Raw genomic sequence first — 18,132 nt, 5'->3', positions numbered from 1 at the left:
AGGAGATGCTTGTGAAGAATCAAGATAAGTGTAGTAAGTTTCAAGCACCTATTCCTTTTCCGCCGCCAGGTATTACGGGGCCCACTGGACCAACAGGTCCAACAGGTGCTTTAGGTGGACCAACTGGACCGCAGGGAATACAAGGCGTACAAGGTCCAATCGGTCCAACAGGTCCGACAGGAATACAAGGGGTGCAAGGGGTACAGGGAGAAAATGGTCCAACAGGTCCAACAGGTTTAACTGGACCACAAGGCTCTCAAGGTAGTCAAGGACCTATGGGAGAACAAGGCCCACAGGGAATACAAGGTGTTCAAGGAATTCAAGGCGAAAGAGGTCCGACAGGTCCAACTGGTATTCAAGGGATACAAGGAATTCCTGGTCCAATCGGTCCAACAGGTTCAACAGGAATACAAGGAATACAAGGAATGCAAGGAGAAGTTGGTCCGACAGGTCCAACAGGAATACAAGGTATACAAGGAGTGCAAGGGGACAATGGTCCGACAGGTCCAACTGGAAATACTGGTATACAAGGTGTTCAAGGTAATTTAGGAAGTAGTGGTTTACAAGGTATAACAGGAATACAAGGAATACAGGGTCCAATTGGTCCAACAGGCCCAACAGGTTCTCAAGGAATCCAAGGGGAACAGGGGCCAATGGGGCCACAAGGGGAAACTGGTGTTCAAGGTTTACAAGGTCCCCAGGGAGAAATGGGGCAGGTAGGTCCAACCGGTTCTCAAGGAATCCAAGGAGTGCAAGGTGTAATCGGTCCGACAGGGGCAACTGGTTTACAAGGGGATCCAGGTCCAACTGGATTAACCGGATCAACTGGGGTAACCGGTCCGACTGGTTCTGCAACGGGTCCAACAGGAGCAACCGGTCCAACGGGTCCTCCGGGAGGCCCAACAGGTCCAACCGGTCCAGCAGGATCACCAGGGGGTCCAACCGGTCCGACTGGAGCAACAGGGGCAACAGGGGCGACCGGAGCAACAGGAGCAACAGGAATCCAAGGAGTGCAAGGAATACAGGGTCCAACAGGAGCAACCGGTTTAACAGGTTTGCAAGGGGTGCAGGGGCCGATGGGGGCAACAGGTCCAACGGGTGACCAAGGCATTCAAGGTCCACAAGGGATACAAGGAGTAACCGGCCCGACAGGTCCGCAAGGTCTACAAGGATTACAAGGCTCAATCGGCCCAACCGGTCCGACAGGTCCCCAAGGAGTGCAAGGGGCACAGGGTCCAATCGGTCCAACCGGCCCACAAGGGGTTCAAGGTATACAAGGTGAGCAAGGAGTAAGGGGAGCGACAGGTCCAACTGGTTTACAAGGTCTACAAGGCGTACAAGGTCCGAGTGGCCCAACTGGCCCACAAGGAGTGCAAGGCGTACAAGGTCCGAGTGGCATAACAGGCCCAACCGGTCCTCAAGGAATACAAGGTATCCAGGGACCGCAAGGAAGTATAGGCCCAACCGGTCCTCAAGGAATACAAGGAGTGCAAGGTCCCCAAGGTCCAACCGGTCCGACAGGGGCAACGGGTCCTCAAGGAATTCAGGGAATCCAAGGTCCAATTGGTCCAACTGGTCCCCAAGGAATTCAGGGGATACAAGGAGTGCAAGGTCCAATCGGCCCAACTGGTCCAACCGGCCCTCAAGGTCTACAAGGAATAACCGGCCAGGCGGGCCCAACCGGTCCAACAGGAGCAACCGGTCCGACTGGAGAAACGGGTCCCCAAGGTCCTCAAGGAATTCAAGGACCCCAAGGGATAACGGGTCCAACGGGAGCAACCGGCCCGACTGGAGAAACGGGTCCCCAAGGTCTTCAAGGAATCCAAGGACCCCAAGGGATAACGGGTCCAACGGGAGCAACCGGCTCGACTGGAGAAACGGGTCCCCAAGGTCTTCAAGGAATCCAAGGACCCCAAGGGATAACAGGTTCGACGGGAGCAACCGGCCAGACGGGAGTGACTGGTGCCACTGGACCGACTGGAATCCAAGGCATACAAGGAATAACTGGAGCAACAGGGGGAACGGGAGTAACAGGCCCAACCGGTGCCACTGGTCCAACCGGCTTAACTGGAGCAACAGGATCATCTGCTATATCGACAGGTGGTGGCTATTTCTTTTCTACATCAACAAGTACAATTGCAGCAAATGCCAATATTCCTATTAACTCGGGATCCACTGTATATGGAACTGGTGTATCTTTAACTAGTGCTACAACTGTCACAGTATCGACGCCAGGAATATATTTAGTAAGCTACTATTTCCAAGGGGACGCGACTGGTGGGAATGAAGTAGTATCTGTAAGATTACTATTAAATGGAACACAAGTAACAGGGAGTTTTATACAAAATGTAACGACATCAACTGTAGTATTGGAACCATCTATTTCAAATACGCTTCTTGTAAATGTAGCTAGTGCAAATTCAACGTTTATATTACAAAATGGCCCGCTCGGTGTTGGGCATGTGACTACAATAGCAGGTACGATTACGGCAAGTTTAAATGTAGTGAGAATATTATAAGAAATATAAAAACACAAGGAATGTCTTTTTAGACACACCTTGTGTTTTTGATGTTAAATGAACAATTTTTTATCCTGCATTAACGGGCAGTAAGACACCCACTACAAAATTCAGCTAGAGTAAAGAAGTTAGGTGGTAGATCAACGGACCGTAAAAGCCCGATTGGTTTAACTAATAATCAGTGGGGATGCCCCCACTGATTAAAGTTTCGCTTTATCTTTTTGGCTGAAAAATATGTTGAAAGAAGTATTTATGATGTAAGTTATCTACAATTTTATTTGCTTGATATGTGCGATGTTGTTCGAGTCGAAGTCTTTGCTCCATCATTTTTATTGCGTGATCAGATAAACGTAACATAATACATATCTCCTTTTCTATAAATATAGGTGACTATTTGATATCGATCCCATATTTATAATTAAGGAGGCAAGATGTGTAACATAGGCAAAAAGCACCTTCCTCTCCCATTACGCTTACGAGGTTAGCTGTCGGACTCGGGAAGTGAGAGTTTCCCTACTTAAAAAAGATTCGCCCCAAGTAGCATAGCTACAAAATTGGTTCCCCCGCTCCAAAATTTGGACTCAGCAAAAGGTATTATAAGGTAAAAGGTAACATAAACAAAATGATTAGTCAAATTATTTTATTTTTTCTGTTTTTTTAATTGTGTAAGTACTATTCCATCAGGTAGTTCGGTGTATGTTACTTCAAGGAAGCCGTGTTTTTTATATAATGCGATAGCAGGGGTATTCGCTTTACCTGTTTGTACAATGTATGTCATAGAAGAAGGGAACATGTTAAATATATAAATTAGGAGTTTCGTTGCAATTCCTTTTTGTAAAAAATCGGGCGATACAACTAACCTGTGGATATCAATTAGTTTTTCTTCTTGTGCAAAAGAAATAAAGCCGACAAGTTTATTTTCAAAAAAATATCCATAGAATGTTTCAACGCAACTTTGAATATCGTTTACAGTATCATATAAACGGGGTATGGCAGTACTATTTAAGTAGTCCCCTTCAACTTTATAGGCTGGAATTTGAACTTGTAAAATGGATGTTGCTACTTCAAAAGAAGTGGAATTTAACTTAAGAATCATAGATAATGATGCCTCCTTTGAATATGGTATATTAATATAATTTCTTTATGGGTGAGTTTGACAATATTTTTCTTTTTTGCATATAATATATGTATCTCCATATGTAAAATAGTAGTAAATATATTTCTATAGTGAAATATGATTAGCAATGATAAATACATATGTTTGTATTGAATCATACAAACTATAATAGAAATGGAGGACTAAAAATGGGATGGATTATCACATTAATAGTTGGTGCTATTATAGGTGCAATTGCTAGTTCTATAACGGGTAAAAATTTCCCGGGTGGTATGTTCGGAAATATTATCGCAGGTTTATTAGGTGCTTCGTTAGGTGGTAGATTATTTGGATCCTTTGGGCCATCATTTGGTGGGATTCATGTCGTACCAGCATTATTAGGTGCAATCGTGTTAATTCTTATTGTATCATTTGTAGTGAAAGCTGTAAGGAAATAGAGATATAGATTATGATGAAGAGCCCTGAATAAGGGCTTTTCATCATTCGAAGAGGTGGTTTCATTGGAGAAAATAAATATAAGAAAAAGAGATAAGTTAAGAAAGTTTTTTAGAGAACAAAATTATTTGGCGGTATTGCTTGGATTTGCGTTATTGTTTATTAATATTTTATTACTAACAAAAATATCATTTGTTTTTACACCGTTTATCGTATTTTTAAAAACAATTTTCTTCCCAGTACTATTGGCGGGCGTGCTATTCTATATTTTGCATCCATTCGTTTCACTTTTAGAAAAGAAAGGTGTTTCAAGAATCGTATCGATAGCCTCAATATACTTAATAGTAATTGGATTATTTGTGTTTTTAGTTGTAACGGTTATCCCTATTATTAAAGATCAAATTGATGCATTAATTGATAACTTACCGTACTTTGGCCATGAGATTGAACAAGCAGCGCGTAGATTCGGGGAAAGTAATTTACTTGGTAAAATTCAGGAGAATTTAAATATTAATGTTGCGAATATGGTAAAAGACTATACAGTTGATTTTACAAAGTCATTATCATCAGTAACTGGGAATGTAACTGGATTCTTGAGTACTGTTACAGAGGTTGTTTTAACATTTGTAATGGTTCCATTTATATTGTTCTATCTTTTAAAAGATGGCGAACAATTGCCGAATCACTTCTTAAAATTCATTTCAGAACAAAGACAACCAGCAGCAATGAGAATACTAGATGATATGCACTATGCGATTAGCTCGTATATTAGAGGTCAAATTATCGTGAGCTTGTTTATCGGTATTATGCTATTAATCGGTTACCTTATTATCGGTATTAAATATGCGGTACTACTTGCGATTTTAGCGATGATTGTAAATATCGTTCCGTACGTAGGACCAATTATTGCTATTACACCAGCGTTAATTATCGCATTTATCGACTCGCCAGCAATGGTGTTAAAAGTAATCATCGTTATGATGGTTGTACAATTAGCAGAAGGTAAATTTATTTCTCCTCAAGTAATGGGGAAAAAGCTAGATATTCACCCAATTACAATCATATTTATCATTTTAACTGCCGGAAACTTATTCGGGATTATGGGCATTATTTTAGCCATTCCAGGATATGCGATATTAAAAGTGTTAGTTACGCACGGTTATAGATTTGTTAAGTTGAATACGTGAAAAAAGAGCTAAAACAGTGGGAACTGTTTTAGCTCTTTTTTATTAATAATTCATTTGCATATTGGCGCGCCCATTGATCCGCTTCTAATATAGCATCTAGTGAAGGGTCTTTTATGTTATGATGAGCTTCAACTGTTTTGTAAATTGTTTTTTCAATATCGAAAAAGACAATTTCATTTTTTAAGAATCGTGCATTCGCAATTTCATTTGCTGCATTTAATACAGCGGGAGTAGTACCACCGATTTTGCCACATTCATATGCGTATTGTAGACAAGGGAACTTCTCTAAATCTGGTTTTTCAAAATGTAAACTACTGATTTCTAATAAATTTAATTTTTCATAGGAAGAAGGTAGCCGAGTAGGATAGTGAAACGCATATTGAATAGGCATTCTCATATCAGGAGCACCGAGCTGTGCCATAACTGATCCATCAATAAATTCTACTAAAGAATGAATGATACTTTCTTTATGAATCATTACATCAATTTTTTCATACGGAATATCAAATAGCCATCTCGCTTCCATTACTTCGAACCCTTTATTCATTAATGTGGTAGAATCAATCGTTAGTTTTGCGCCCATTAACCAGTTGGGATGTTTTAAAGCGTCCTTAGCTTGTAATGTTTGCATTTCTTCACGTGTTTTATCACGAAAAGCACCACCGGAAGCTGTTACAATTAACTTCTCAATCTCTTTATTATTTTCTCCGTTTAAACATTGGAAAATAGCTGAATGCTCACTATCTACTGGAATTAAGCGACATCCGTTTTGTTTCGCTAGTTCAGTTACGATATGTCCAGCTGCAACTAACGTTTCTTTATTAGCGATGGCGATATCTTTCTTCGCTTTTAATGCTTCAATTGTTGGGAGTAATCCTGAAACACCGACAACAGAACTTAATACAAGATTTGAATCAGGGTGAGTAGCTACTGCAATTAAGCCATCAGTCCCGTGTGTGATTTTTGTATTTGCTGAAATACGCGTACGAAGCGTGTCTGCTAAGTCTTTTGTCGCAACGCTTACAATACGAGGTTGAAACGTTTTGATTTGTTGCTCAAGAAGATCAATGTTATAATTTGCGGTTAAACCGACGATTTTGAAATGTTCAGGATGAGCTGAAACAACATCTAATGCAGATGTGCCGATGGATCCTGTGGAACCTAAAATGGATATATATTTTACCATGAAAAAACCTCCAAAGTTGTTTCGAATATTTCTGCAAACCTATATATCATTAGACAATTGAAGTGGAAATTCCTGCTATATAAAATAGAAAATTCGGGTTTGTTTGGAAGTGAAATGTGATAAACTGTAAAAAAATAACGAAAAAGCAATGAAAGAGAAGAGTACATATTCGAAACTTTTCAGAGAGCTGATATGTGGTGGAAATCAGTAAGGGATGAATATGGAATGGGCTCTGGAGCTTCTAATTGAAATGAGTAGGTAAAGACGGTTACTTCACGTTATTGAAGTATGAAGTGAGCTAATGATAGCTAATTAAGGTGGTACCGCGGGAGTCTCTCGTCCTTTTTTAAGGATGAGGGGCTCTTTTTATTTTGAGAAAGGAGGAGTTAGTATGAGTGAGAAAATAATGTTAACAGGAATTAAGCCTACAGGTTATCCGCATTTAGGAAATTATATTGGTGCGATTAAACCTGCATTGCAAATGTCAAAGAATAATGAAGGAAAAGCATTGTACTTTATAGCTGATTATCATGCGTTAAATGCTGTGCATGATTCAGAAAAGTTCAGCAGTTATACGAAAGAGGTAGCAGCTACTTGGTTATCGCTTGGACTTGGGGAAGATGTTATTTTTTATAGACAAACAGAAGTGCCGGAGATTCTAGAATTAGCTTGGATATTAGCTTGCTTAACTCCGAAAGGACTTATGAACCGTGCTCATGCGTATAAAGCGAAGGTGGAGCAAAATAAAGAAGCGGGGTTAGAGGTCGATGCAGGAGTGAATATGGGGTTATATACGTATCCGATTTTAATGGCAGCTGACATATTATTATTTCAAGCTACCCATGTACCAGTTGGAAAAGACCAAATTCAGCATATTGAAATCGCGCGTGATATTGCGACGTATTTTAATCATACATTTGGCACGACATTTACACTACCGGAGTATGTCATACAAGAAGAAGGAGCTATTTTACCTGGTCTTGATGGAAGGAAAATGAGTAAAAGTTACGGAAATGTAATCCCATTATTTGCAGAGCAAGAAAAACTTCGAAAATTAATATTTAAAATCAAAACAGATTCTTCACTTCCAAATGAACCGAAAGAATTAGAAACATTATTTATGATATATAAAGAGTTTGCGACCGAAGATGAAATACAGTCGATGCGTGAAAAGTATGAGACTGGAATCGGATGGGGCGATGTAAAAAAAGAGCTATTCCGTGTTGTAGACCGTGAGTTAGCTGGACCTCGTGAGAAATATGAGATGTATATGAACGAACCGAGCTTATTATACGAAGCGTTAGAAAAAGGTGCTGAGCGGGCAAGAGAAATCGCGAAGGTACATTTAGCAGAAATAAAGAAACGGATTGGATTTGAGAGGGGGCGCTGAGCGTTCCCTCGTTTTTCGATATAAATTATTCTTCATATCGATACGTAGAGCAAGGAGTTCGCATTTCTTTCCCGAACTTATTAGTTGCATATATTAAAAAGTATGCTAATATAGGGTTACTTATTAAACGTGTTTAATAAGTAAAATTAAAGTCACTTATTAAATAAGTTTAATAAGTGAATCTCATTCAATAAAAAAGGAGATGAATGTATGAAAACGGAGAAAGAAAAGATGTTAGCGGGAGAAATGTATGTTGCGGAGGATGAAGAATTAGTGGCTGATAGGGTGGAGGCAAAACGTTTAACACGCCTTTATAACGAGGCGATGGAGACAGGAGATGAGAGGCGTTTTACGTTATTAAATCAGCTTTTAGGTTCTTCAGCTGATGGGAAAGCCCAAATTAATCCTGATTTTCGTTGTGATTACGGCTACAATATCCATGTTGGAAAGAGCTTTTTCGCAAATTTTAATTGTGTGATTTTGGACGTTTGTGAAGTACGAATCGGTGATAATTGTATGTTTGCACCAGGTGTCCATATTTATACGGCCACTCATCCTTTACATCCGGTGGAACGGAATTCTGGTAAAGAATATGGAAAGCCTGTAAAGATTGGTAACAACGTTTGGGTTGGCGGGGGAGCTATAATTAACCCTGGTATTTCAATTGGAGACAACGCTGTAATTGCCTCAGGGGCAGTTGTGACAAAAGATGTACCTCATAATGTAGTTGTTGGTGGTAATCCAGCTAAAGTTATTAAAACGATAGACTTATAGAAATCGTTTTTTACGGGTATATGAATAAACTGGTGTCTTATCGTATAGACAATGTGAAAGGTGTTTCATATGGAGAAATATAGTGCGGACAATCATACAAAGACATTACTTGCCTCTCGAAACGCTCTTTTTCTCTTATTTGCTTTGCCAGGTGTCGCGTTTGCTACATGGATTTCAAGAACAGCAACTACTCGAGATGTTTTAGCAGTGTCAAATGCAGAAATGGGCTGGATTTTGTTCGGACTATCTGTTGGTTCAATAATTGGTTTACTGAGTGCAAGCCGCTTCATTGACTGTAAGGGAGCTAGAGACGTTATTATAGGCAGTATGTTTTTTATGATTGTTGGATTGATTTGTTTAGGTATAAATATTTATTTTGTTTCTAGTATGGGGGCTTTTAGTAGCTTACTAGTATTTGGAGTAGGCTACGGATTGGCGGAAGTCGCATTGAATGTAGAAGGTTCTTCCATTGAGCAGAAATTAGGAACAACTCTTCTTCCGAAATTCCATGGCTTTTTTAGTGTAGGAACTTTAGTAGGCGCGCTCAGTGGTTCTGTCGCAGCGTCGCTTCACATCCCGATTCTGTATCAGTTTCTTGTGATTTCGGTCATGTTTCTATTACTTGTATGTATGGTGTATCGTTTTCTTCCGCATGGAACAGGAAAGAAGGAGAAATCGCGGAACAAAAGGAGAGAGAAGCGTACTTCCTTACGTATGGAAAAAAAGGTGCTTTTAATTGGTCTTTTTGTGCTTGGAATGGCATTTGCAGAAGGTAGTGCAAATGATTGGCTACCTATCGTGATGGTAGATGGACATGAGCAAAGTATAGTGGCAGGTTCTATTATGTACGCAATTTTTGTATTAGCAATGACGTTAACTCGTATGTGTAGCAGCTATTTCCTTGATCGATTCGGTCGTGTCGCTGTCGTACGTGCCACTATTATGATGGCGATTCTAGGAATTTCAATCGTAATATTTGGGGGTAATTCGTATTTTCTAGCATTTGGCGTAGTACTGTGGGGGATTGGTGCAGCGCTAGGGTTCCCAATTGGTCTGTCAGCTGCTGGAGATGACCGTGAAAATGCGACTTCTAATGTTGCTGCAGTTTCTATAATCGGTTTTACAGCGTTTTTAGTCGGACCACCATTTTTAGGGATACTTGGGGAAGCATTCGGAATACGTAATGCCTTGCTAGCTGTTTTATTATTTGTTCTTTTGTCTGGAATTGTATCGTCTATTACAAGAGAGAATACACCGAGCTAAATAAGGATTGCATGCAGCGGAAATATATCATCTCTATTGCTTTAGAAAATGATGTATGATATATTGTCAACGCAACTTATTAAAAGTGTTTAATAAGTATGTTGATTAAGGTGGTGAGCGATTTGAGTGAACAATTTGTTACTCAAAAATCGATTAAAGAGACGATCCTTCGCGGCATTCGTACGGCTCTTCTAGAGCAAGGAAGTGCGACGAAAGTTGAACTTAGTAATACATTAGAAATTAGTTTTCCAACGATAAGTAAATTTATAGAAAATATGAAACAAGATGGTGAAGTCACTTTAGTCGGTTTAGATGATTCAAGTGGCGGAAGAAGAGCGAAACGATATGCGTATAATCCAGAATATATGTTAGGATTAGCGATATTTTTAGAAAAAAATGAGACGAATTATACAATTTTTAACTGTTTAGGGGAAGTAAAAGAACAAGGGAGTACTTCAAGTGCATTAATTGATGCGGGACTAAGCGTATTAACAGAACATATAGAAAGTCTTATAGCTATGTTTCCAAAAATAAGTTCTATATCAATTGGTGTCCCTGGTGCGGTCGATAATGGGCGTATTTTCTATATTCCTGGATATGAAAAGTTTCAAAATTTTAATTTGAAAAGTCACTTTGAGGAACTGTTTTCTATACCAGTAGTAATAGAAAACGATATGAATGCTGCAGTGCTCGGGTATCATAAAAACACGGGGAATAATGACAATTCCTCTCTTGTATATTTGTATTCAGGTCAAAATGGCCCAGGTGCGGGGATTATGGTAAATGGAGATGTCGTACGCGGAAGTACATGTTTCTCAGGAGAGATATCTTTCGTTCCGCAGTATGATAATAAAAATTTCTTACAAGCTTTGAGAAGTAGGGATTCGAATAATTCAGAGGAGTATAATATAGATGCTATTACTCGTTTAATAGCTACATGTATAGCTATTATTAACCCTCATGCCTTTATCTTCTGTGATGATGAAGTGAATGAATTTGTAATAGAGCAAATTGTAAAAACTTGTCCGCAGTACATTCCGGCGGAACATATTCCGAAAATAACAGTGAGTAATTGGAAAGAAGATTATTTATATGGATTAAAAAGTCTTGGACTTGATCTTATGATTACTAGAACGAATAAAGAAAATTAAATGTGCTGGCAATGAAGCATCCAATTGTCAGTTGAATAACATAAAAGAAAAGGTGTCGATTATGAAAATTGAACATGTAGCAATTTGGGTGAATGATTTAGAAGGAATGTGTGATTTCTATAAACAGTACTTTAATGGTGAAGAAAATAGCTTATATCACAATCCGAAAAAGCAGTTTGAATCTTATTTCATAACTTTTGAAGGTGGCGCGCGTCTAGAACTTATGAGACAAGTAGGGATAGACGATAAAATAAAAACACAAACAGTAGGATATGCGCATATTGCTTTTTCTGTAGGTAATAAAGAAAAGGTGAACGAATTAACTCATACATTAAGAGAAGCAGGGTACCCTGTGTTAAACGGCCCACGAACTACAGGGGATGGTTACTATGAAAGTGTAGTAAGTGATCCTGAAGGGAATCAGATTGAGATAACAATCTAACATTATATTTACTAATAACTGATAAAAAATAAAATTTTGTTGTTCCCCCAAATGTTTACGAGAAACCTATTATTTCTGCAGAAAGGGGGACATAACATTGAGTGAAATCATTTTTATTTTCTGTATATATCCATTGCTTGTTTGTATTGTTTCAATAGCTGGAGCATATAAAGTAGGTACATTTTATGTGATGCCAATAGTAACATTTCTTATTTTTCTTATGTTAAATGTTACAGTGCACGATCCAGCATTTTTCTTTTGGGTTGGCATGTATACTATTCTTTCATTTATTGTTTCTTATATAACTATCCTTTTTATAAAGGGATATTAAGTTGTAGAAAGAGAGCATTAATATCATTTTGGGGAAATAGGGATTTGCGGTGAACGATAACAACCTCATTTCACGTTGTAATGACGGGAAATGAGGTTGTTTTATTTCTATTTTTAATTAGAGTGATGAAAATCTCGAAGAATCCCCTCAATGACTGGATGAAGAGTGCTAGGTAACTCATCAAGCGGAAAGAAACGTAATTCTTTTGACTCAGTTTTATCACATATAAGCTCCCCGTGAAATTCGCGGCAAATATAAACAACGAGTACACCGTGTACTTGATCGCCGTTTGGATAGATTTGAAAGAAGTCTCGTCCTGAGTATGTACGGAATAGTTCTGGATTTTTGATGATAAGTCCAGTTTCTTCATATACTTCTCGCTTTAACGCGTCTTCTAACGTTTCGTTATATTCTAATGCACCGCCAATAATGCCCCATCGGTTAAAATCTGTCCGGAGCTGCAGTAATACTGCATCTTTTTCATTTAATATAATGGCATGTGATCCTATTAAAATAAGTGGATGATTTCCTACTAGATTTCTCATGTCTTCAATGTAGCCCATATTTTTGCTCCTTGTATTTAATAATAGTTAGGGAGTTCTTTTAACATTCTTTCTGTTTTACGCGCTGTAAAAGCTAAGTTATGGTCATCTTTCGTTCTGAAAAATAATGTGCGTAAAAAGGTTTTAATGTTGGCGCATAAAATACAATACTCATTAAGCGAAAGGCGTTTTCTAATTTGAGGAAGCCTTTTTATTTTTTTATGAATAATAGAAATTAACTCGTTTTGAGGAAAATCATGATACAGCATTGCTAGTAATGGAGTAGCAATGCGTTCATCTTCATTATTATGAAAAAGGTCAGATGGAATAAAAATTTTATTTAATAAACAATGAATTAATTCTTCGTACCATTCAAAGGTCGTATACGTATTATGAACAATTTCGGTGAAAGTATCAGATACGTGAGCAAGACAATGAGCCCATCCTTTGTTTTCAATATAGCCTCGAAAATCCGTTTCTAAGTTTGTATATGTAATGAGTTTATTTTTTATTTCTTCGATATCCTCCTCTGTACAAAAGTAGTGCGAATTAGCGAATTGGAGTATTAACGCAATTAACGAAACAGTGTAAGAACGTGTGAAAACCCCATCTGTATGTGGGGAGTAAATGTCACAATATAAATACTCATCACTTAAACAAGTTTGTAACAGTAATTTCAGCTGATCGTCCATAAGGAATTCATGATGAATGAAATGCGCAAAACATTTATATATAAGTTGGTAACGAACGTAGCTATCAGTCGTTCCGATATACTGAAGCATGTTCAAAGTTAACTCATTTATATCTATATGTTGCAGTTGCGTATAGTCATTTTGTTGTATAAGCTCTAACTGTTGTTGCAATGCTGTAATATCCACTGGAGAACCTCCTCCGCACTTTAAAGATGCGATCTTTTCTAGTATTCTATATATTCAAGGACAATCCTGCTCATGCAAGGAGAACGATTAGAAATTCGAGTATGATATAGATGAGGGAAGAATATGACGACGATAGAACAGTTAGAAAAACATTTTAAAATAAGAAGAAGTGCTTCTTCTATTATGATAAAAGAAAATAATGCAGAGGTTTTTACAGAAGAGCAATTAGAAGAGATGGTGCAATATTGCGTTGCTGAAGCTGAAAAAGATGGATTAGAAAAACTACATTTTGAAATCTCTTCAAAAAGTCTAAATTATGATGTGTATAAAAAATGTTTCGACACGTATTCATTTGAATATGTTACTGAAAACATGATTGTATTTAAAGATATATATGAAGTAGAAGATGTAGAAAGTGAAATTGATTTTAAGCTTATTGAAGAAGTTGGAGAAGAGGCTTTTTATTCACTGTGGAATGAAGTGACGGGAGAACTAGTCGTTTATGATCAATTTGTACATATGATGCTAGAAGAAATTGGTGAGCAGTGGAAAGAACATTGTTTAACAGCGAGTGTCGATGAAGAGCCGATAGGAATTGTAATTCCGCATATTGAAAAGGGGACGTTAGAAGAGGGGAAACTTATGTACTTCGCAGTTACTCCAAATATGCGTAATAAGGGATATGAAGCTGTACTATTTGCAGGTGCGATGTTTGTCTTAAAGGAAATAGGTGCATCTTATTATATTGGTGAGACAAATGTACAAAATGAGTGGATGAAGGATGTTTTTGAAAAGAATGGATGTCAGTTGCTGAGTTGTACTGAGCGGTATGTGAGGAAGGTTTAAAGGATGAATGACGTACTCTCGCGAACTCATTTAGCGGGAGAGGCTATATATGTTAAAGCAAACATTTCATTCATTGGCTTTACTGTATCCAGATGTATTGTTAGAAGGCTGGAAAATTGAAAAAGTTTCAGAACGTTATGAAGGTGAAAAGTGGGAAAGTTTTTGGTTTCAAGTTGTTACTCTAACCGGAATGTTTCGGGTAAAAGAGTTTTTTCTCGATATAATGGAGCTAGTATTCCCTGATAGTTGTATTTCTCAGGCGAAAGGATGTTGTTTTCAATATAAAGGGCTTGTGTATTGGAAAGGTATAAATTACAAGGGGAAAGAAAGTTATGTTACATCTAAATGGAAAACACAAATTGAAATTTCTATTGATCGTGGATATGTAAACAAAGATGAAATGGAAAGATTTCTATTCGGGTTACAACCAGTAAATATGGAGTTCGCGAAAATGATATTACATACACCATTTCACCTATTGAGCTTTCAAGCAAAAAGAGATGGAATTGGTGAGATAGGAAGATGTCGAGGGTGGAGTGCTCCAGATGATGTATCATATTCGAACTTGCCAATTCATGAAAAGATAAGTTGGAAGCTCGAATCGGTCGGATTAGGGAATGATAAAACGCAGTATGTATACTGGGACGAAGGTAATAAACTATATGCACTTTGGGTTTGTAGACATAAAAATAAATTGTATTATCCTGTTTCTTCATGGATAACGAACTATGGCGTTAAACAGATTATAAATGGGTTAGAGTTTTATTCGCATAGAGAGCGGGGAACAGTTGTATATGAGGATTTAGGCATGGAACAAATTGCATATGTATTTCGAGGAAACCCGTGTACAAATTTTGAACAAGTAAAAGAACTTTTCGCCTGTTTGTAAGATAAAAAGAAAAATGAGAACGACAAAGTAGTTATTCCTATAATACAATAGAGTAAGATTCGATTATAAGAGAAAGCGTTGGTGAAAGAATGGAGCAGCAAAGAAATTGGCTACAAGCAACTGTAGAAAGAAATGAAGACAACACGTTATATATAAAATGGGAAAATAATATAGAAGAAGTTCGCATTTACTGGAGTACTTCACCAGAGCATATTGAGGAAAATGGAGAATTACTTGCAACGGTAAATGGAGAATCATCATATACAATTGAAAACCCGAGTGAAAATGAACGTCCATATTTTAGACTAGTAGGAAGTAATGGACAAGCAGTGACAGTAGCTGAGCGTAGATTGCCATTGCAAGGCGCGTTTAACTTCCGTGATATGGGAGGATATGAAACGACTGAAGGCCGTAAAGTAAAATGGGGCAAGTTGTACCGTTCTGAAGAATTGGCAGGACTAACAGAATGGGATATTGCGTATTTACAAAAGTCTGGTTTAAAGTTAATTTGTGATTACCGTACAGACTTTGAAGTGAAGCATAAGCCAAACCCAGAGATTACAGGTGCTCGTCAAGTGTGCTTACCAGTTATGCAAGATTTAGCGAAAGACTTAAATATAAATGAATTTTTCCAAGTTGGTGACCTTTCTATGTTAGGAAAACCAGGTGAGTATCTTGTGAAAATGAATCAAGATTTCGTAAGTGGTAACGAGGCATTTGTAAGCTTCTTAAACTTAGCGCAAAATCCGGAAAACTTACCGTTAGTAAACCACTGTACAGCTGGAAAAGACCGTACTGGATTCGGATCAGCACTATTATTACTTTTACTAGGTGTACCGGAAAAAACAGTAATGGAAGACTACTTACTAAGTAACGGTTTCCGTGAAAAGCTAAATGAAAAAATGATGGCCTTTTTAGGTGCGAAATTACAAAACGATGAGAGCAGAGCGATATTAGGTGCAATGTTTGAAGCACGTGCTGAATATTTACAAGCTGCGATTGATGTAATCCAAAAGCAATACGGATCAGTTGAAGCATACGCCGAAAAAGCTCTTGGCTTTACGAAAGAGTCGTTAGAGGAAATGAAAGAGTTATTGCTAGAAGATTAATAATGAGAAGGAGGCTGATTTGGATTAGCCTCCTTTTACTATTGTTGTTATAATTAAGCTATGAGAATATAGGAATTGAGGAGAACATCATGAAATACAAAGTTATATTATTCGACGTAGATGATACATTATTAGATTTCCCTGAAACGGAAAGACACGCATTACATAATGCGTTTGTACAGTTTGGTATGCCTACAGGGTATAATGATTATCTTGCAAGTTATAAAGAGATTAGTAATGGATTATGGAGAGATTTAGAAAATAAAATGATTACGCTAAGTGAATTAGCCGTAGAGCGATTTAGACAATTATTTGCACTTCATAATATAGACGTAGATGCGCAGCAATTTAGTGATGTATATCTTGAAAACTTAGGGAAAGAAGTACACCTTATAGAAGGTGCAGTACAATTATGTGAAAATCTACAAGATTGCAAGTTAGGTATCATTACGAACGGATATACAAAAGTGCAACAATCAAGAATCGGAAATTCGCCTTTATGTAATTTCTTTGATCATATTATTATTTCTGAGGAAGTCGGTCATCAAAAGCCAGCACGTGAGATTTTTGATTATGCATTTGAGAAATTTGGAATTACGGATAAATCAAGTGTACTAATAGTCGGAGATTCGCTAACTTCTGATATGAAAGGCGGAGAAGACTACGGCATTGATACGTGTTGGTATAATCCGAGTTCGAAAGAAAATAGGGCAGAAGTTAAGCCGACTTATGAAGTGGAGAGTCTGCTACAAATTTTAGAAATTGTGGAGTTGGCGGGAGAAAAAGTAGCCTCATTTTAAGTGTGCTGATATTTGTCGGCAAATCGATGATATATTGTAAGTTGTGATAGATATATTTGAAAAATCGATGATATATTGTAAGTTGCGATAGATATATTTGAAAAATCGCTCATATAAGTTCATATACTAAGATATAGAACAAAAAATAACGCTACTATACAAGGTCATTCACGTGTTATAATGCGTGAATTAAATATACGTATATAAATAGTTTCTCAGAGTGATGCGATGTCATGTATGATTAGTGTAACAACTAGAGGTGAATAAAGAATGTTAACTTTTTTATTTGAGTTAGACAAGAATCTTCCGCAGAAGGATGAGCCGCGGTATGATGCTTATTCAAAGGGCTTTATCGAAGGAGATGTAACGATTTGCGCGAGTGATAGCGTATTTTTTCAAAGATCATGTATGAAGGTTGCAGAGCTGGGCATTTATTTAGGTCAGTGGATGGAACAAGTTCAACATGGGCAGAACGTGCCTATGAAATATGAAACGGCTGACCGTGAAGAGGTAATTCTTGGCTTCTTCTATGAAGAGGATTATAATCAATGGAATGTTTCTTCCAGCTGGCAAGAATTTGAACTTCAAGAGCGTATAGCTACTACAACATTAATAGAGAGTGTTCAACGCTATTTGTATGAGCTAAATAAAGAACTGCGCATGATAGAATATCCTGTGACGTTTGATCAGTACTTAAGAGGAGAGCGAATGATGCAGCTTTCATATAAACGACCGTGTGATAGCAAAGCAGATACGACGCCGATAAAGGTTTATAATGGAAGCGAGCAAGTAGGCGTAGTACGGGGCTATTATAAAAATACGCTGATGAGAGTGCTGGATTTTATTCCGAAAATTGGTAGTAATATCATTTATGAAATAAAGGATAGTAAGGGCAATATTCGCATCATTGCAAAGGATGTAAGTAGGCAGCGCCAAAGAAAGATTTTAGTAACGTACATCGATAATAATGATACAGAGCATGAAATACTTGTATGTGATGGAAAGTTATTGGATGCAAATTTCTTATTTACCTTTACATATAGGGCAGAAGAATATGTTGTTCATAAAACTTCTTTTGGAATGGGAAAGTTATTACGAAAGGGTTATGTAATCGCAGATTGGAATATTCGTCTTGAGGAAGATATGTATTCTATCGAGATGGATGTATATGATGAAGATTATATAGAGGATCAATACTTACTGTTAGGCGTATTTCATGCTGTTTTGTATGGGTGATAAAAGAGAAGTACCGGTATTCTTCATGGGAAGGATG

Annotated in this window: 19 protein-coding genes, 1 riboswitch and 1 other annotated feature; of the genes, 14 read left to right on the top strand and 5 right to left on the bottom strand. The window is 37.7% G+C overall.

Going from position 1 to position 18,132, the window contains the following annotated elements; all coding sequences use genetic code 11:
* Positions 1 to 5 precede the first annotated feature (5 nt).
* Positions 6 to 2,519: a BC_3345 family exosporium-associated protein gene (locus MHI26_RS16970; RefSeq protein ID WP_340808761.1), complete on the top strand. Its 2,514-nt coding sequence runs from the start codon at positions 6 to 8 to the stop codon at positions 2,517 to 2,519.
* A 213-nt stretch (positions 2,520 to 2,732) separates the two neighbouring features.
* Here MHI26_RS16970 and MHI26_RS16965 read toward each other — a convergent pair whose 3' ends face one another.
* The gene (locus MHI26_RS16965; RefSeq protein ID WP_000945244.1) at positions 2,733 to 2,876 is read right to left on the bottom strand and encodes a hypothetical protein; all 144 of its coding nucleotides are present in this window, start codon (positions 2,874 to 2,876) and stop codon (positions 2,733 to 2,735) included.
* A gap of 97 nt (positions 2,877 to 2,973) precedes the next feature.
* Positions 2,974 to 3,116: riboswitch (cyclic di-AMP (ydaO/yuaA leader) on the bottom strand.
* A gap of 43 nt (positions 3,117 to 3,159) precedes the next feature.
* Positions 3,160 to 3,615, bottom strand: coding sequence for a GNAT family N-acetyltransferase (locus tag MHI26_RS16960; protein ID WP_061666609.1), 456 nt, complete (start codon positions 3,613 to 3,615; stop codon positions 3,160 to 3,162).
* 209 nt (positions 3,616 to 3,824) lie between these two features.
* On the opposite strand from MHI26_RS16960, the gene MHI26_RS16955 reads away from it, so the two are divergent.
* The gene (locus MHI26_RS16955) at positions 3,825 to 4,073 is read left to right on the top strand and encodes a GlsB/YeaQ/YmgE family stress response membrane protein (RefSeq protein WP_000539734.1); all 249 of its coding nucleotides are present in this window, start codon (positions 3,825 to 3,827) and stop codon (positions 4,071 to 4,073) included.
* A 63-nt stretch (positions 4,074 to 4,136) separates the two neighbouring features.
* Positions 4,137 to 5,258 carry an AI-2E family transporter gene (locus MHI26_RS16950; RefSeq protein ID WP_000411479.1) on the top strand — a complete coding sequence of 374 codons (1,122 nt, stop codon included), beginning with the start codon at positions 4,137 to 4,139 and terminating at the stop codon, positions 5,256 to 5,258.
* Positions 5,259 to 5,286: 28 nt separating this feature from the next.
* Here the strand turns inward: MHI26_RS16950 and MHI26_RS16945 are convergent, their stop codons facing one another.
* Positions 5,287 to 6,444: a 1-deoxy-D-xylulose-5-phosphate reductoisomerase gene (locus MHI26_RS16945; protein WP_000241792.1), complete on the bottom strand. Its 1,158-nt coding sequence runs from the start codon at positions 6,442 to 6,444 to the stop codon at positions 5,287 to 5,289.
* A gap of 139 nt (positions 6,445 to 6,583) precedes the next feature.
* Positions 6,584 to 6,791, top strand: a binding site (T-box leader).
* 44 nt (positions 6,792 to 6,835) lie between these two features.
* Here MHI26_RS16945 and MHI26_RS16940 point away from each other — a divergent pair.
* The 6 genes from MHI26_RS16940 to MHI26_RS16915 all read left to right on the top strand — a co-directional run bounded on the left by MHI26_RS16940 (position 6,836) and on the right by MHI26_RS16915 (position 11,795).
* Positions 6,836 to 7,834, top strand: a complete 999-nt coding sequence (locus MHI26_RS16940; RefSeq protein ID WP_001290887.1) for a tryptophan--tRNA ligase — start codon at positions 6,836 to 6,838, stop codon at positions 7,832 to 7,834.
* Between the two features lie 210 nt (positions 7,835 to 8,044).
* Positions 8,045 to 8,608 carry a maltose O-acetyltransferase gene (locus MHI26_RS16935; protein WP_000845626.1) on the top strand — a complete coding sequence of 188 codons (564 nt, stop codon included), beginning with the start codon at positions 8,045 to 8,047 and terminating at the stop codon, positions 8,606 to 8,608.
* A 69-nt stretch (positions 8,609 to 8,677) separates the two neighbouring features.
* Positions 8,678 to 9,871 (top strand): MFS transporter, encoded by a 1,194-nt coding sequence (locus tag MHI26_RS16930; protein ID WP_061666608.1) that lies wholly within the window; start codon positions 8,678 to 8,680, stop codon positions 9,869 to 9,871.
* 122 nt (positions 9,872 to 9,993) lie between these two features.
* Positions 9,994 to 11,022 (top strand): ROK family transcriptional regulator, encoded by a 1,029-nt coding sequence (locus MHI26_RS16925; RefSeq protein ID WP_061666607.1) that lies wholly within the window; start codon positions 9,994 to 9,996, stop codon positions 11,020 to 11,022.
* A gap of 61 nt (positions 11,023 to 11,083) precedes the next feature.
* Positions 11,084 to 11,464 carry a VOC family protein gene (locus MHI26_RS16920; RefSeq protein WP_061666606.1) on the top strand — a complete coding sequence of 127 codons (381 nt, stop codon included), beginning with the start codon at positions 11,084 to 11,086 and terminating at the stop codon, positions 11,462 to 11,464.
* Between the two features lie 97 nt (positions 11,465 to 11,561).
* Entirely contained in the window at positions 11,562 to 11,795 is a 234-nt protein-coding gene (locus MHI26_RS16915; RefSeq protein ID WP_001289514.1) for a YbeF family protein, read from the top strand.
* A gap of 113 nt (positions 11,796 to 11,908) precedes the next feature.
* Here MHI26_RS16915 and MHI26_RS16910 read toward each other — a convergent pair whose 3' ends face one another.
* Both MHI26_RS16910 and MHI26_RS16905 read right to left on the bottom strand, forming a co-directional pair.
* Positions 11,909 to 12,358 carry an NUDIX hydrolase gene (locus MHI26_RS16910; protein ID WP_061666605.1) on the bottom strand — a complete coding sequence of 150 codons (450 nt, stop codon included), beginning with the start codon at positions 12,356 to 12,358 and terminating at the stop codon, positions 11,909 to 11,911.
* A 17-nt stretch (positions 12,359 to 12,375) separates the two neighbouring features.
* Positions 12,376 to 13,215, bottom strand: coding sequence for a DUF2785 domain-containing protein (locus tag MHI26_RS16905; protein ID WP_000355445.1), 840 nt, complete (start codon positions 13,213 to 13,215; stop codon positions 12,376 to 12,378).
* 123 nt (positions 13,216 to 13,338) lie between these two features.
* On the opposite strand from MHI26_RS16905, the gene MHI26_RS16900 reads away from it, so the two are divergent.
* The 5 genes from MHI26_RS16900 (at position 13,339) to MHI26_RS16880 (ending at position 18,095) form a co-directional block, all read left to right on the top strand.
* Positions 13,339 to 14,061: a GNAT family N-acetyltransferase gene (locus MHI26_RS16900; protein ID WP_061666604.1), complete on the top strand. Its 723-nt coding sequence runs from the start codon at positions 13,339 to 13,341 to the stop codon at positions 14,059 to 14,061.
* A gap of 49 nt (positions 14,062 to 14,110) precedes the next feature.
* Positions 14,111 to 14,950: a hypothetical protein gene (locus MHI26_RS16895; protein ID WP_061666603.1), complete on the top strand. Its 840-nt coding sequence runs from the start codon at positions 14,111 to 14,113 to the stop codon at positions 14,948 to 14,950.
* A gap of 89 nt (positions 14,951 to 15,039) precedes the next feature.
* Complete coding sequence (locus tag MHI26_RS16890; protein WP_061666602.1) at positions 15,040 to 16,059, top strand: tyrosine-protein phosphatase; 1,020 nt, start codon at positions 15,040 to 15,042, stop codon at positions 16,057 to 16,059.
* 89 nt (positions 16,060 to 16,148) lie between these two features.
* Positions 16,149 to 16,859 carry a YjjG family noncanonical pyrimidine nucleotidase gene (locus MHI26_RS16885; RefSeq protein WP_061666601.1) on the top strand — a complete coding sequence of 237 codons (711 nt, stop codon included), beginning with the start codon at positions 16,149 to 16,151 and terminating at the stop codon, positions 16,857 to 16,859.
* Between the two features lie 270 nt (positions 16,860 to 17,129).
* Positions 17,130 to 18,095 (top strand): tubby C-terminal domain-like protein, encoded by a 966-nt coding sequence (locus MHI26_RS16880; protein WP_061666600.1) that lies wholly within the window; start codon positions 17,130 to 17,132, stop codon positions 18,093 to 18,095.
* The last annotated feature ends 37 nt before the right edge of the window (positions 18,096 to 18,132 follow it).

This window comes from Bacillus sp. FSL K6-1218, from assembly GCF_038006445.1.
Lineage (GTDB): Bacteria > Bacillota > Bacilli > Bacillales > Bacillaceae_G > Bacillus_A > Bacillus_A thuringiensis_S.
The sequence above is the reverse complement of the archived record's forward strand: the minus strand, read 5'-3'. Positions and strand labels throughout refer to the sequence as shown.